The sequence below is a fragment of the Rheinheimera tangshanensis genome (assembly GCF_014645135.1).
Lineage (GTDB): Bacteria > Pseudomonadota > Gammaproteobacteria > Enterobacterales > Alteromonadaceae > Pararheinheimera > Pararheinheimera tangshanensis.
The window spans coordinates 21,755-35,894 of sequence record NZ_BMLH01000013.1 but is presented as its reverse complement, the minus strand read 5'-3'; the positions used below and the strand labels follow the sequence as shown (position 1 = coordinate 35,894).

At 46.8% G+C, this 14,140-nt stretch carries 11 protein-coding genes; 4 read left to right on the top strand and 7 right to left on the bottom strand.

Annotated features, from left to right (window positions below):
- Nucleotides 1-16: 16 nt before the first annotated feature.
- Entirely contained in the window at nt 17-1,363 is a 1,347-nt protein-coding gene (lysC, locus tag IEW88_RS17875) for a lysine-sensitive aspartokinase 3 (protein ID WP_147905303.1), read from the top strand.
- A gap of 54 nt (nt 1,364-1,417) precedes the next feature.
- Here the strand turns inward: lysC and IEW88_RS17870 are convergent, their stop codons facing one another.
- From IEW88_RS17870 to IEW88_RS17845, 6 genes are all read right to left on the bottom strand, one after another.
- Nucleotides 1,418-2,260: an HDOD domain-containing protein gene (locus tag IEW88_RS17870; protein WP_147905304.1), complete on the bottom strand. Its 843-nt coding sequence runs from the start codon at nt 2,258-2,260 to the stop codon at nt 1,418-1,420.
- 148 nt (nt 2,261-2,408) lie between these two features.
- Nucleotides 2,409-4,151, bottom strand: a complete 1,743-nt coding sequence (gene radD / locus IEW88_RS17865; RefSeq protein WP_147905305.1) for a DNA repair helicase RadD — start codon at nt 4,149-4,151, stop codon at nt 2,409-2,411.
- A 61-nt stretch (nt 4,152-4,212) separates the two neighbouring features.
- A complete protein-coding gene (locus tag IEW88_RS17860; protein ID WP_053424912.1) occupies nt 4,213-4,464 on the bottom strand; it encodes a hypothetical protein in 252 nt (83 codons plus the stop codon).
- A 27-nt stretch (nt 4,465-4,491) separates the two neighbouring features.
- The gene (locus IEW88_RS17855) at nt 4,492-5,556 is read right to left on the bottom strand and encodes a CsiV family protein (RefSeq protein WP_147905306.1); all 1,065 of its coding nucleotides are present in this window, start codon (nt 5,554-5,556) and stop codon (nt 4,492-4,494) included.
- Nucleotides 5,553-9,053 (bottom strand): transcription-repair coupling factor, encoded by a 3,501-nt coding sequence (gene mfd, locus IEW88_RS17850; RefSeq protein WP_147905307.1) that lies wholly within the window; start codon nt 9,051-9,053, stop codon nt 5,553-5,555. Before mfd ends, IEW88_RS17855 begins: the two co-directional genes overlap by 4 nt.
- Nucleotides 9,054-9,262: 209 nt before the next feature.
- Nucleotides 9,263-9,907, bottom strand: coding sequence for a PilZ domain-containing protein (locus tag IEW88_RS17845; RefSeq protein ID WP_147905308.1), 645 nt, complete (start codon nt 9,905-9,907; stop codon nt 9,263-9,265).
- An 86-nt stretch (nt 9,908-9,993) separates the two neighbouring features.
- Between IEW88_RS17845 and IEW88_RS17840 the strand changes: the two genes are divergently transcribed.
- The 3 genes from IEW88_RS17840 to IEW88_RS17830 all read left to right on the top strand — a co-directional run bounded on the left by IEW88_RS17840 (nt 9,994) and on the right by IEW88_RS17830 (nt 13,537).
- Entirely contained in the window at nt 9,994-11,205 is a 1,212-nt protein-coding gene (locus IEW88_RS17840) for a lipoprotein-releasing ABC transporter permease subunit (protein WP_147905309.1), read from the top strand.
- Nucleotides 11,206-11,607: 402 nt separating this feature from the next.
- Nucleotides 11,608-12,306, top strand: coding sequence for a lipoprotein-releasing ABC transporter ATP-binding protein LolD (lolD, locus tag IEW88_RS17835; protein WP_147905310.1), 699 nt, complete (start codon nt 11,608-11,610; stop codon nt 12,304-12,306).
- Complete coding sequence (locus IEW88_RS17830; RefSeq protein WP_147905311.1) at nt 12,299-13,537, top strand: lipoprotein-releasing ABC transporter permease subunit; 1,239 nt, start codon at nt 12,299-12,301, stop codon at nt 13,535-13,537. Before lolD ends, IEW88_RS17830 begins: the two co-directional genes overlap by 8 nt.
- 19 nt (nt 13,538-13,556) lie before the next feature.
- On the opposite strand, the gene IEW88_RS17825 is transcribed toward IEW88_RS17830, so the two are convergent.
- Complete coding sequence (locus IEW88_RS17825; RefSeq protein WP_053424919.1) at nt 13,557-14,090, bottom strand: DUF2062 domain-containing protein; 534 nt, start codon at nt 14,088-14,090, stop codon at nt 13,557-13,559.
- Between the last annotated feature and the right edge of the window lie 50 nt (nt 14,091-14,140).

The following is a 14,140-nucleotide window of genomic DNA, read 5'->3' as shown; positions in this document are numbered from 1 at the left end:
ATAAGGAGAGACTCGAATGTCTAATCAACTTATCGTCGCCAAATTTGGCGGAACTTCAGTGGCCGATTTTCCGGCTATGTCCCGTTGTGCTGATATTGTGTTAGCCGATCCGAATATCCGTCTGGTGGCTGTCAGTGCCAGTTCAGGTGTGACTAACTTGTTGGTCGATATTACTAAACAAACCGAAGTTCAGGCCCGTTACACCTCCTATGAGGGCATAGAGCGTATTACGCTGGCGGTGCTCAATGCTCTGCAGCAACCTGAAGCTGTGGCTGCACAAATCAACACCTTGCTGGATGATTTACGTAATCTGATTGAAACCGGTGGCGCTGTGTATTCTGGTGCGCACAAAGATCTGATCCAGTCTTTTGGTGAGCGTTTAAGTTCGGTGTTATTTACTCAGGTGTTAGTGGAACGCGGCGCAGCAGCAGAGTGCTTTGATGTGCGCCGTGTGCTTCGTACCGACAGTCGTTTTGGTAAAGGTGAGCCGCAAATTCACCTGATTGCAGAACTGGCACAAAGCCATTTACAGTCTTTGCTGTCAGAACAGATAGTAGTGACCCAAGGTTTTATTGGTGCTGATGAAGCAGGGCAAACTACGACTCTAGGCCGTGGCGGCTCTGATTACAGCGCAGCCTTGTTAGGTGAAGCTTTAAACGCTCACATTGTACAAATCTGGACTGATGTGGTGGGTATTTTCACCACAGATCCACGCCTGACCTCAGATGCCCGTTGTATCAATGAAATCAGTTTTGATGAAGCTGCCGAAATGGCCACTTTTGGTGCCAAAGTATTGCATCCTGCGACCTTAATTCCGGCGATGCGCCGCAATATCAAAGTTTTTGTCGGCTCCAGCCGCGAACCAGAAGCCGGTGGTACCTGGATTGCAAAATCGGTTGAACATAAACCAGCCTATCGCGCTATAGCTTTGCGTAAATCCCAGACGCTGATCACAGTAAAAAGCCCGGAAATGCTGCATGCGGCAGGCTTTTTAGCCCGTGTTTTTGATATTTTAAGCCGTCACCAGATCTCAGTCGATTTAGTGACGACGTCGGAAATTTCGGTGGCTTTAACGCTGGACGAGTCTTCAGGAAGTGCTTTTAATTCTGCTATTGAACCTGCACTGGATGAGCTCAAAGCATTCTGTGAAGTAACGGTAGAGCAGGGCTTAAGTCTGGTGGCTGTGATAGGCAATCATCTGCATAGCACCAAAGGCGTAACAGGTGAGCTGTTTAGTGCTTTGGAACAAATTAATATGCGGCTGATTTGTCATGGTGCTTCGCGCCACAACCTGTGCTTTTTAGTGCAGGATGCATCAGCTGCTTCAGTAGTAAAAGAGTTACACCAGAAGTTATTTAACTAAAAACCAGAGTGGGGTCAAATCATATTGTTAACAATGATTTGGCCCCAATTTAAATTAAACAAACAGCTGCTTCATATCCTGATAAATCACAGTAAATTCAGGAGAGCGGTAGAAATCCACACCTGTAATTAAACCGCGATCCGCAAAAGGTTTTAATGCCAGACGAGGTTCTGTTTTATCTTTGCAATGGCCTTTTTGAATAGTGGCTATTCGGATAAAGTCGAGATAATTCACTTTATCAGTATGTGGCAATTTGGTGTTCCATTGTTCAGCTACTTCTACCAGCTCGTCCGGGAATTCCCATTTACGTAAAATGCTGCCACCTATACCGCCAGCTAAATCTGTGATGCAGCCTGCGATAAAGTCTTTGTCACCAAACTGATCCATATGTTTTTCGGCTTCAGTCAAAATAGGCAAAGCGCCGATGTTATGAATTAAACCAGCTAAAGTCATAGTGTCAAAATTCACCGGGCTGACTTTTAAGTTGCTGTTGTAAAGCTGCATAGCTGCAAGCGCTACGGCCGCTACTTCTAAGGTGTCTTGCCATACTTTGCTCATCATGCCTTTAATTAAAGTTGAATGAGAAACAAACAATTGCTCTACCGCCATAGCAGTCACTATGTTTTTGATATAACGTAAACCAATACGTGTCACTGCCTGATGCAGGGAATTGACATGAACAGAGCGGCCTAAAAAGGCGCTGTTAGCGATTTTCATCATACGTGCTGACATGGCAGGGTCGTGCGAGATAATGTCTGCCATCTGGTTTAAATTCACATTTGGATCTTCCGCCATTTTACGAATTCGTAAGGCAATTTCAGGAAGACTTGGCAGCACCAAGGTATCATTCTGGATTTTTTCAACCAGCAAGCTTAATAACGCGTTTTCGTTTGACATAAACTGCAACCCTGTGACAAAAAAGGAGAACTAACTGTGTGGTGTCTTTTATTTTGTTGTAGACGAACAGCTTGATTATTAGCGAATTTTATTGGCTTTGCCCAGTAGTAAAGCAAAAGAATTTTTCATTTCGTCCATATTCCGGGAATTATTCAGCGTCTTTACCCTGAATTTGAAACAACTTGTCACGGATTTGCCAAAATCGACCGTCCTTGCGCGCTATGATAGCCTCTGGCGGTTGAAATCTATGGGCTTGGTGCAGCACTTTACTGACCGTGGTTTCCGTAAAAGGTCTGTGTCTGTCTACCAGGTGAGGTGGTACAAACAAAGTTAAAAACTTTTGTTTTTGCGCTTTGGTCTGCAAGCTCCAGTATTCGGAAATTTCGGCGCCTTCAGCGGAAAAGTAACTCACTTTGAGTGAGGTTTTACCTTCTTTACTCTGATGGCTTTGCAGCTGCATTCGTGTGACATATAGTACCAATGCGTCTTTTAAGCTTAAGGCTTCTTTGAGTTTCTTATCCGGGTCGACCAGCACCAGGCCGCAGTCACCGCAGTTGCGGGCTGCAATATCATTTTCAGCGCCACAGTCCGGGCAAAACTTGGCTTTAAAGCGATAACCGCAGGCTTGAGGTTTGGCGTTTTCATCCTCCTTGTAGCCCTGACAGCGACGGCCATAGTGTTCCAGTACTAAGCCTCTATCCTCTGTTTTTCCCCAGAAATTATTAAAAAAGCCACAGAGTGGGCAAGGCACAGTCACCAGCTCTGTGCCGGGGGCTGGTCGCAGCTCGCCGATATCGGGCTGCTCCAGATTAAAGCGGTTCCCGGCATAATCCAAAACCAGACAGTCAGTTTTTCCTGGGCTTAATCGAAGTCCCCGACCAACAATTTGCTGATACAAAGTGACAGATTCAGTAGGGCGTAAAATAGCGATTAAGTCGATATGGGGCGCATCAAAACCAGTCGTTAATACAGCCACATTGACCAGGTACTTCAGTTGTTTTTGTTTAAAGCTATGGATCAGCTCATCCCGCTCTTTTTGTGGGGTGTCGCCTAATATCAGCGCAGTTTCTGTGCCAGGCAAATAACCTAAAATCTCGCGGGCGTGGGCTGTGGTCGCGGCAAAAATCATCACGCCAGTGCGGTTTTTCGCATGTTGTATCACTTGCTGAATGATTTGTGGGGTAGCGCGCTGCTGCTGATGAATACGTAAATCCAGATCAGCTTCTTTAAAATAGCCACTTGCCGTCGGTTTTAAACCGGCGAAGTCGTAACTTAATATAGGCGCATCCATCAGTACGGCTGGAGTTAAATAACCTTCAACTAATAAAAAACGGATAGGTAAATCAAAAATGCAGTATTTAAAAAAGCGGGGGTCTTCGGTACGAATAAGGCCCCGGCTATGGTACTGGTAAATCCAGCCGGAACCTAACCTGTATGGAGTCGCCGTTAACCCCAGCACTTTCAAATCCGGATTTTGTGTTTGTAACGCGCGAATCACTTTTAAGTAACTGCTGTCCTCGTCATCACCCACTCGGTGGCATTCGTCTATCACCAATAAGCTGTACTGTTCAGTAAATTCAGCCAGGTTGCGCGCTACTGACTGCACTGAGGCAAACACTACTTTGGCTGCAGTTTCTTTGCGGCCGAGGCTGGCAGAAAAAATGGCGGCTTCTAAACCATAACTTTGGTATTTGGCATGGTTTTGTTCCACCAGTTCTTTGACATGAGCCAATACCAACACCCGACCACGTGCCAGGCGGGCCAATTCAGCTATCACCAAACTTTTGCCTGCGCCCGTAGGCAATACCAGCACTGCAGCATCAGTTTTTTGGCGAAAATGCACTAAGACAGCTTTAACAGCCTGTTGTTGATAGTCTCTAAGTTGCAGCATTACAGAGATTTACGCAGAAAGAAGGGGCCAGTTACAGCCCCTTGGTGACTTAAGCTGATGATTACTGAATACCGTGGTTGGAAAAAACAGTAGCACGGTCAGCTAAAAAGGTAATTTTGATATTTTTTTCATCATCACCCCAGCGGCAGCTCTTTGTGCCGATCGCTTCGTCACAATGCGTCGCGGCTCCTAATATACCGGACACTTCGTCGTAGGTCATACCAGCTTTGACTTGATTGTAATTGTCTTGAGTCAGTTTGCTACAAGCTCCCAGCAGGCTGAGTGCAGCTAACAAAACCATGATTTTTTTCATAACAGATTCCTTGTGTTATTTAATTGTCTAAAGTGTTGCCGTCCCTGTTGATTCGGGCGGAGTAAAACGTTTCACCTGAATAATCACACCTAAACGTGGATGATCCAAATAATGGATTTGGCCTAAAGTTAAGCGCGCACTTTGTTTAATGGCAATTTGGGCTGGCTGAGCGGCGTCGTCACTCTGGCGCAAATAAAAAGTACCATCAAACTGGATAAAGCGACCCAAACGTAGTTGAACTAAAGAATCAAATTGCCACGGGCTGTACCATAATTGCAAGCCACTTTGACCTTGTTGCACAGCCGCTAACTGTTGTTGTACTTGCTGCATCAAATCAATGTTTTGTTCAGTTTGGGTCTCTGTTTCATTCTGGTATATACCTGCATACCAACGACTGCGGCTGTTGCGGCCTGACACTAAAGGCTGGCGCCATGCTGTATGCAACAGAAGCTGTTTACCCGCTTCGCGTTGTAATTGATAGGCCAGGTTTTTCAGTTGTAACCCATCTGAGCCTACCAGATAGGCCCCCTCTTTAGCCTGACCATCACCGGTAAAGGTGGCTGGAATTTGCGCAGGTGCAGGTAACTGTAAGGCCAGCTCTTCTGTTGTTAATGGCCTGCTGATTAACTGGCCATCTGCATCCCACTGTTCCATCTGACAATTCTGAATGTTCAGTTGATACAAAGATGCAGCTACAGCAGCCGTATCTGATTGCACATCAAGAGCGTCAGGCTCAGCAGTTACGGCTTGCTTATTTTGCTGATGTTCGCTTAATAGTTGCTGAATTTGTTGCTGTACAGTCGCAGAAACTGCGGGGGAGGCTGTGCTTGACGTGACAGAATTAGCAGTACAAGCAGGTATGGCTTTAATTAAATCAGCCAATGCGGGTTGCACCAGTGGACGCATTAAGTCCATAGCATTGCTGGTTTTAAGCTCTTGAGTTGGTGCGTCAAACTGCTCTTTTAAACTTTTGTCCGCACTGCGGCTAAAAGCGATCAGTTCAATTTCATACCAGCTATTGGCAAAGGCTGTGCTTGTGGTGAATAAAGCCACTAACGTCAGTCCCAGCGATGTTAAACGCAGAGGTTTCATGATGCTCCTGTCTGATGTTTAGCAAAGTCATCCAGCATAAAGCTGACAAAGGCGAATCTGCTGTTGGTATCAGGTAATTCTTTGATAAATTTCAGTTTATTGCCACCTTCGAGCTTAAAGACTTTCGACTGAGTCTGAATAAGCTGAATAATGTAAGATGGGTTTACTGAGGTCCGTTCGGCGAATTCTAGCACACCACCTTTGCTGTTGGCTTCCAGTCGTTTAATTCCAAGCTGTTGCGCCTGCATTTTTAACTCTGTAATTTTGACCAGATTTTTCGCAGCATCCGGTAATAAGCCAAAACGGTCGATCAATTCCACTTGCACATCATCCAGTTCCTGTTCATCGCGACAGGAGGCTAGGCGTTTGTAAAAAGATAATCGTAAACTAACATCCGGTATATACGAATCTGGCAGCAGGGCAGGCAGTTTCATATCCAGCTCAGTTTGTTGGGTTAGAAGTGCATCCAGGCTCGGCTCTTTACCCGCTTTTAACGCTTCTACCGCTTGCTCCAGCATTTCCATATACAAATTAAAGCCAACAGATTCAATTTGGCCACTTTGCTCATCACCTAAAAGCTCACCGGCTCCACGAATTTCCATATCCTGACTGGCGAGTGCAAAACCAGCGCCTAAATCTTCTAAGGCTGAAATAGCTTCAAGGCGTTTTTCGGCATCTTTGGTTAAGCGTTTTGGTGGCGGCGTCAGTAAATAGGCATAAGCCTGATGGTGCGAGCGACCGACCCGGCCTCTAAGCTGGTGCAACTGCGCCAGACCAAAGTTATCTGCTCTGTTGATAATAATGGTATTGGCGGTGGGCACGTCTATGCCCGTTTCGATAATGGTCGAACACAGCAACAGATTGAAACGCTGATGGTAAAAATCAGCCATGATTTGCTCCAGCTCGCGCTCTCGCATCTGGCCATGGGCTATACCAATTAAAGCTTCCGGCAGCAATAAGGCTAAGTCAGCTGCAGCTTTTTCTATGGTCGCCACGTCATTGTGCAGGAAATACACCTGACCACCACGGGATATTTCCCGAAGCACAGCTTCACGTATTAAGCCTTCTTCATGCTCACGTACAAAAGTTTTTACGGCCAGACGTTTGGCTGGCGGTGTAGCGATAATGGATAAATCGCGCATACCAGACATCGACATATTTAAAGTACGCGGAATAGGGGTTGCCGTTAAGGTCAGGATATCGATGTTGGCCCGCAAGGCTTTGATTTTATCTTTTTGCCGTACGCCAAAACGGTGTTCTTCATCAACAATCAGCAGGCCCAAGTCTTTGAACTTGATATCGTCCTGTAATAATTTGTGAGTCCCGATCAGGATATCGACTTTGCCTTGTTCGGTCTCTTCCAAAATGGCTTTTTGTTCTTTGGCGCTGATAAAACGCGACAACACTGCGACTTTAACCGGCCAGTTGGCGAAACGATCACGGAAGTTTTCAAAATGTTGTTGTGCCAATAGCGTGGTGGGCACTAACACCGCTACTTGTTTATTGTCATTGACTGCAACAAAAGCAGCGCGCATCGCGACTTCTGTTTTACCAAAACCTACATCACCACAGACTAATCTGTCCATGGCGCGCTCGGCCTGCATATCGGCCAGCACTGCGGCTATCGCATCGAGCTGATCCACTGTCTCCTGATAAGGGAAACCATCGGCAAAGATGTCGTATTGCTCAGCGTCCAGTTTGAAGCCATAGCCGGTCTGAGCTGCGCGCTGGGCATACACATCCAACAATTCTGCGGCCACATCCCGCACTTTTTCTGCGGCTTTACGCCGGGCTTTTTCCCAGCTGTCGTTGCCAAGCTTGTGCAGCGGTGCGTTGTTTTGATCCGAACCTGTATAACGGCTGATTAAATGCAAAGACGACACAGGCACGTACAACTTACTGCCACCTGCGTACTCAATGGTGACGAACTCTGCACTAATGCCTGCAGCATCCAACACCTGCAAACCCTGATAACGACCTATACCATGTTGTAAATGCACCACAGGTTGACCCACAGACAACTCGGCCAGATTACGGATGATAGTGTCGCCAGAGATTTGTTGACTGTGTTTACGTTTGCGTCTTTGGGTAACTTTTTGACCAAATAATTCGTTTTCACTGACTAAAGCTAAAGGCTCTTCACCTGCTTTGGTCTTGGTTTTATTCTGCAGCAAGCAGCCTTGCTCTAACGAGCCAATGACTATGCCCAAATCAACCTGATCAGTTAAAAACTCTTCGACACAAGCAAATTGCTGCAAGCGAATTTGATTGCGTTGCATCAGCTGCAACAAGCTTTCGCGCCGGCCCTCAGATTCTACGAAAAACAGCACTCGCCCTTGCTGTTTCTTGATATCAATAATAAATTGCTGCAGCTTTTCCAGTGGATTTTTCAGCTGGTGATTGACCGTCAGCTCAGGTAAATCAGCCACAGCAGCGTTGGATTGTCCAGCGCGTTCCGGCAGTTCAGCCCGACTTAAACGCAAGCGCGGCCACTGCTTTAGCTCTGCAAAAAATTCATCAACCGCTAAATACAATTCCTGCGGTTTTAAAATAGGCTTGAGTAAATCTATCGCTCTGTCCTGATAACGACGTTGTAAGTCGTGCCAGAAACGCGCTGCCGCAGCTTCCAAATCACCCACAGCCAGCATCACGGTTTGTTTGGGTAACATCGAAAATAACGGTACTGTTTGTTCTGCAAACAACGGCAGGTAATATTCAATACCAGCAGGCATCAGGCCTTGGCTGACTTGCATATAGAGTGATTCTTTTTCGCTACGCGCCGGAAAGCGTTCACGATAACGAATACGGAAACGCTCTATCGCTGCTTTATCCTGCGGGAACTCGTGGGCAGGCAGCAGTTCAATTTCATGAACTTGCTGCACAGTGCGCTGATTATCCGGATCAAAGAGGCGAATACCGTCAATTTCATCGTCTAAAAAGTCAATCCGATACGGCAGGGTGCTGCCCATTGGATACAGATCGAGCAAGGATCCTCGCACTGAGAATTCGCCATGTTCCATCACCTGATCCACAGCACGATAACCCACAGCGGCCAATTGCTGACGCAGTGCTGTTAAATCCAGCTGCTGGCCTTTTTTCAGTACCAGACTGTATTGCTGTAAATAGCTGGCATCAGTTAAACGCAGTAAGGCCGTATTCAGCGGCACTATCACTATGCCATGCTGTAAACGTGGCAAGCTGTACAGAGTTTTTATGCGCTGAGAAATAATATCCTGATGGGGTGAAAATACATCGTAAGGCAAGGTTTCCCAGTCAGGGAAAGTCCAAACCTCAGCAGCATGTTCATGGAAAAACACCATCAACTCCTGCTCCAAACGCAGTGCAGTGGTGGTGTCCGGCACTATGACGACATAAAGACCTTTCTGACGCTGATACAGCTGATAAATAGCCCAGGGCAAGGCAGCGCCGGATAGACGGCCCCATTGTTTTACATCGTTGCTGGAGGTAGGGGCAGGTAATGCTTCAATACGGATCATCAGGGAAATTCTTTACTCGTTATAAAAAAACCGCATGTTAGTACGGTCTGTTGTTTGATTTAGTTTCAACATTGCTCAATCTATACCCAAAGTAATTGGAGTTGCACAGAGGCGACAAGAGTGCGAGACCCTAGGAGCATAGTTTACCTATGTGACCAGGGCGAGAGCACGCAGTCAACAAAGCTGCAGCTTCACGTACGAAGGGTATTTTACTGCTGTTGAGTCTGCTGCGCTTGCTGCTGACGCAACTCAGCTTTGCGTTTCAGTTGTCTGGATTGTTCATGCAAGCTGGCTCTGACCACCATGTCTCTGTCTTCATCGCGTATGCGGCGAAATAAAATTTTCACCAGATACTGCGGTGGCTGTCCTGGTTCTGCTTCTTGCTGTTCAGTCACTTGAATGACCTGACCCAAGCAATACAAAGCACCGTCGTTGTTATCTAAAAACAGTTTTACTTCGTAAATTTGGCCTTGTTTTATCACCTCATTCGTCCACACCTGAACACCAGAACCGCCATAACTGAAGGTATGAAAACGTTGTTTGGGGTCGTCTTGCGAGCGCAACACATAATGAGTCAGTGCATCCAGTTTACGGGCTTGTTGCTGTAAATACAGTGCTAAATCGCTGGATAAATCTTTTATTGCATTCAAAGTGCGAATCGAGGAGTTGTTTAACTGACTGAGCTCACTGGTCATTTTAAACGCATCAGGGATAAGGCGTAAAAAGCCATCCTGATCCGGCAGCGGCCCGGAAAATGGCACTAAATTGACAGTCGTCTGATGTTCAATCTGAAAGTAATCCGCAAATTCGTCTGCTAATTCTGCGGCTAGGGTTGTATTGCCAGGCTGTTGCATAAGGATACCTCGGGTAGCAAGCTTGTAACCTTAACGGATAATCACTATTATCGCAGCAATTTCTTCATCAACCCAAGTGGAAGTCTGTGAAAAGCCTGCAATTCCCCCTGAGTGTCCGTATCGGTTTGCGTTATAGCCAAAGCCGGAAAGGTCATGGCTTTTTATCCTTTATTACGCTGTTTTCTGTCACAGGTATTTTTTTAGGGGTAATGGCACTGACTATCGTCAGCTCGGTCATGAACGGTTTTGAAGCTGAACTAAAAAAACGCATCCTTGGTGTGATCCCGCATTTAATAGTACAAAGCGAAGCCACTCAGCAGGTGGATATAGCAGCTTTACAGCAACAATATCCACAAATTCTGCAGGCTACACCTTATTTGCAGCTTGAAGCCTTAGCACAAAGCCCGGGTCAACTGACGGCTGTTTTATTGCAAGGCGTTGAACCTACCCAAATCCCCGCCTTTTTACAGCAGTCTTTGGTCGCCGGTGCTTGGTCTGATTTAACAAAACAGCCTTATTCAGTGATCCTGGGGGCAGGTCTTGCCGATGAGCTAAAGGTTGGACCTGGTCAGCAAATCCGTTTATTACTGGCCGAAGGTGGCAGTTTTACGCCTATGGGCTGGTTACCACGCCAGCGACTCTTTACGGTAGCAGGCTTAATTAATACCGGCTCTGAAGTGGATAATGGCGTGGCCTTGGTGCATTTACCTGATTTAAAACGTCTTGGCAGCAAAGCCAAAGAAGCACCGCAGTGGCGTTTAAGTTTAACAGAGCCTTTTGCCGCACCTGCTTTAGCCAACGAAATATCGAACTTTCCTGCCGTCGCTAAAGTGACAGACTGGCGCGACAGTCATGGCAAATTATTCTCTGCAGTGGCGATGGAAAAAGCCATGATGTGGTTGATGTTATTGCTGATAGTGGCTGTGGCCGCTTTTAATATCGTTTCAGCGCTGGTGATGATGGTGACGGAAAAACAGCGGGAAGTAGCCATTTTAAAAACTCAGGGCATGACAGATACTCAGCTTTTTACTGTCTTTGCCGTGCAAGGTATGAATAACGGCCTGCTCGGTACATTAACTGGTGCTGTGGCAGGTATTGTTATTGCGTGGCAACTAAACGGTATTTTGTCGCTGTTGGGCATTAGTGTGGTCGCTGGCGTGGCTTTGCCGGTGGATATTCAGCCCGTGCAAATTTTCTTTATCGTAGTCTGTGCTTTAGTACTGACGGCATTGGCCGTGGTCTATCCAGCCTGGCGTGCGGTGCAAGTGCAACCAGCAGAGGTTCTTCGCGATGAATAGTTTCCTCGTCGTACTTGAAGCTGCAGCTTTGTTGACGGCGCGCTTTCGCCCCGGTCACATAGGTGAACTATGCTCCCGGGGGCTCAATCACTTGTCGCCGCGCTACAACTCCAATTACTTAGAGGAAACCTCGTCATTGGGTGCAGCAGCTTTGTTGACGGCGCGCTTTCGCCCTGTTTACAAAGATCTGTGGCACATAGGTGAACTATGCTCCCGGGGGCTCAATCACTTGTCGCCGCGCTACAACTCCAATTACTTAGAGGACACCTCGTCATTGGGTGCAGCAGCTTTGTTGACGGCGCGCTTTCGCTCAAACACCGGTTTATCTACAAGACGGGCGGGTACAAGACCCGCCTCTACAGTGTCGTCGCGCTGTACTTTCAATTTTTTGGATAGGATCTAATGACCAGTATTTTAACGGCCCGTCAAATCAGTAAAAGTTACACAGATGGTGCTAATGTCACGCCTGTGTTGCATCAGGTCAGTCTTGAAGTAAAAGCCGGCGATATGCTGGCTATCGTCGGTAGCTCTGGCTCTGGCAAAAGCACCTTGTTGCATATACTGGGTACTTTGGACCAGCCAGACAGCGGTGAAATGGTGCTTTTGGGGCAATCTGTCGCTAAGTTATCGGCCAATGCCAAAGCTAAACTGCGCAATGAAAAACTGGGTTTTATTTATCAGTTTCACCATCTGTTGATGGATTTCACTGCGCTGGAAAATGTGGCTATGCCATTACTTATTCGTGGTGAAAGCAATGAAAAGGCAGAGCAAAAAGCCGCAGCTATGTTAACTCGTGTCGGTCTTGCGCATCGTATCAAGCACAGACCTGCTGAACTCAGTGGTGGTGAACGTCAGCGTGTGGCTATAGCCAGGGCATTAGTTGGGGAACCTGCGCTGGTGCTGGCGGATGAGCCTACGGGTAATCTGGATCATCAAACCGCTGAGAGTATTTATAAGCTACTGCGTGAATTAAACCGGGAGCTGAAAACCAGTTTTATTGTGGTGACTCATGATTTGGCGCTGGCGAAGAAACTGGATCAACAGTATTGGATGCGGGATGGTCATTTAGGTAAAACGATGGATGGCTTACCTCATGGCTAGTTTGTCCTGGCAACTGGCGCAGCGTTATCGCAAAAGCCGTAACAGCAACGCTTTTATTCGTTTTATCGCGGCATCTTCCACTATAGGCATAGGTCTGGGGGTTGCTATTCTTATTCTGGCCTTGTCAGTGATGAATGGCTTTGAGCTGGCATTAAAAGACAAGCTGTTGTCTGTGATCCCTCATGTTGAGTTGCAGGCGGTGTCTGACCCCATTGGCAACTGGCAGAAGAAAATCAGGCCCTTGCAACAGCATCCCGGCGTGGTGGCTGGTGCTCCTTACATCAAGACCAATACCATGATCCGTAGCGGCGCTAAGGTCAAAGCGGCCAATTTACGCGGTATTGATTTGCAGCTGGAGCAAGGCATCAGCGCGTTAGGCTCTTTTGTGGTGGCTGGGGATTTAAGCCACATCAGCGAACATCAGATTGTTTTGGGCAAAGGCATAGCGGACGAAGTGCAAGCGAAAGTAGGGGACGAAGTACAACTTATGCTGCCGCAAGTGACAGCAGACGGTAAGCTCGCCAGCCATAAGCATGTCAGCTTAACACTAGTCGCTATCGTCAGTATTGGCGGTCAGCTGGATTATCAGCAAGCCTGGGTTGATATTCATGCTTTAGGTCAGTGGCTGAATTACCCACCAGGTGCAGTGCAGGGCTTTGCTTTTAAAATTGCTGATATTTTTAAAGCGCCCACTTTGTCACGTGAGCTTGGTAATATGGCCACTGATTATGTCTATATGCTGGATTGGTTCCGTACTCAGGGTCATTTGTACAATGATATTCAGATGGTACGCAGTATTTTGTATCTGGTGTTAGTGCTGGTATTGGCTGTGGCCTGTTTTAATATTGTTGCCACTTTAGTCATGGCGGTGCGGGAAAAGCAAGGGGATATCGCTATTTTATTGACCATGGGCATGCCGAGGCGTCGCATTGTTAAGGCGTTTATGTGGCTTGGCTGGCTAAACGGTTTAACCGGGACTTTGGTCGGTGGTGCCGTGGGGCTAGTATTGGCCTGGCAAATAGAGCCGCTGTTTCGTTTAATCACCAGCTTAACCGGCTTTAGTTTGCTCGATTCCAGCATCTACTTTGTCGATTATGTACCTTCTCATATTGAGCCGGTGCAAGTGGTGATGACCATAGGCATCGCCTTGGTTATGAGCTTGCTGGCCACTATTTATCCTGCGCTTAGCGCCAGTAAAGTACAGCCTGCTTTTGTCTTAGGACAACGCTAGTTGATAAAAAACGTCAGAGTCAGTCGGATTCAATCTGACTCTGACGTTGTTGAATACGATCCTTCCAGGCTTTTTTCGCCGACAAGCACCAAAAGTAATCCACCAGTACATAACCTAAGGCGGACAAGGTAGAGCCCACAATAAGGCTGCCGAGCAAGAAGGGTTTACCTATGGTATCCAGACTATCGAGTAACCAGCTTAAACTTACCTGAGCTTCTACATGATGACCAGGATGACCTAAAATCAGTGCCCCTAACTGATAGCAGACAAAAAATATAGGCCCCATGGTTAATGGATTGGTCAGCCAGACCAAAGCAGCTGACAAGGGTAAGTTGACTCTGAACAAAATGGCCAAAGCAGCGGCTAACACCATCTGAAATGGCATAGGGATCAGTGCAACAAACAAACCTACTGCAAAAGCACCACGGGCTGAGCGGCGGTTAAAATGCCACAAATTGTTGTCATGCAACAAAGTGCCAAAGATCTTTAGCGAAGGGTGTTGCTTGATTTTTTCTGTATCTGGTAGATATTTCTTAATTAGATTCTTTGCCATTACAACTCATTAATGAATAATTAACGTGAACCGTTTTTTCATTGGCGTGA

Coding starts and splice junctions, on each gene's coding strand:
- lysC (WP_147905303.1), top strand. CDS start 17: ATGTCTAATCAACTTATCGTCGCCAAATTTGGCGGAACTTCAGTGGCC.
- IEW88_RS17870 (WP_147905304.1), bottom strand. CDS start 2,260: ATGTCAAACGAAAACGCGTTATTAAGCTTGCTGGTTGAAAAAATCCAG.
- radD (WP_147905305.1), bottom strand. CDS start 4,151: ATGCTGCAACTTAGAGACTATCAACAACAGGCTGTTAAAGCTGTCTTA.
- IEW88_RS17860 (WP_053424912.1), bottom strand. CDS start 4,464: ATGAAAAAAATCATGGTTTTGTTAGCTGCACTCAGCCTGCTGGGAGCT.
- IEW88_RS17855 (WP_147905306.1), bottom strand. CDS start 5,556: ATGAAACCTCTGCGTTTAACATCGCTGGGACTGACGTTAGTGGCTTTA.
- mfd (WP_147905307.1), bottom strand. CDS start 9,053: ATGATCCGTATTGAAGCATTACCTGCCCCTACCTCCAGCAACGATGTA.
- IEW88_RS17845 (WP_147905308.1), bottom strand. CDS start 9,907: ATGCAACAGCCTGGCAATACAACCCTAGCCGCAGAATTAGCAGACGAA.
- lolD (WP_147905310.1), top strand. CDS start 11,608: ATGACCAGTATTTTAACGGCCCGTCAAATCAGTAAAAGTTACACAGAT.
- IEW88_RS17830 (WP_147905311.1), top strand. CDS start 12,299: ATGGCTAGTTTGTCCTGGCAACTGGCGCAGCGTTATCGCAAAAGCCGT.
- IEW88_RS17825 (WP_053424919.1), bottom strand. CDS start 14,090: ATGGCAAAGAATCTAATTAAGAAATATCTACCAGATACAGAAAAAATC.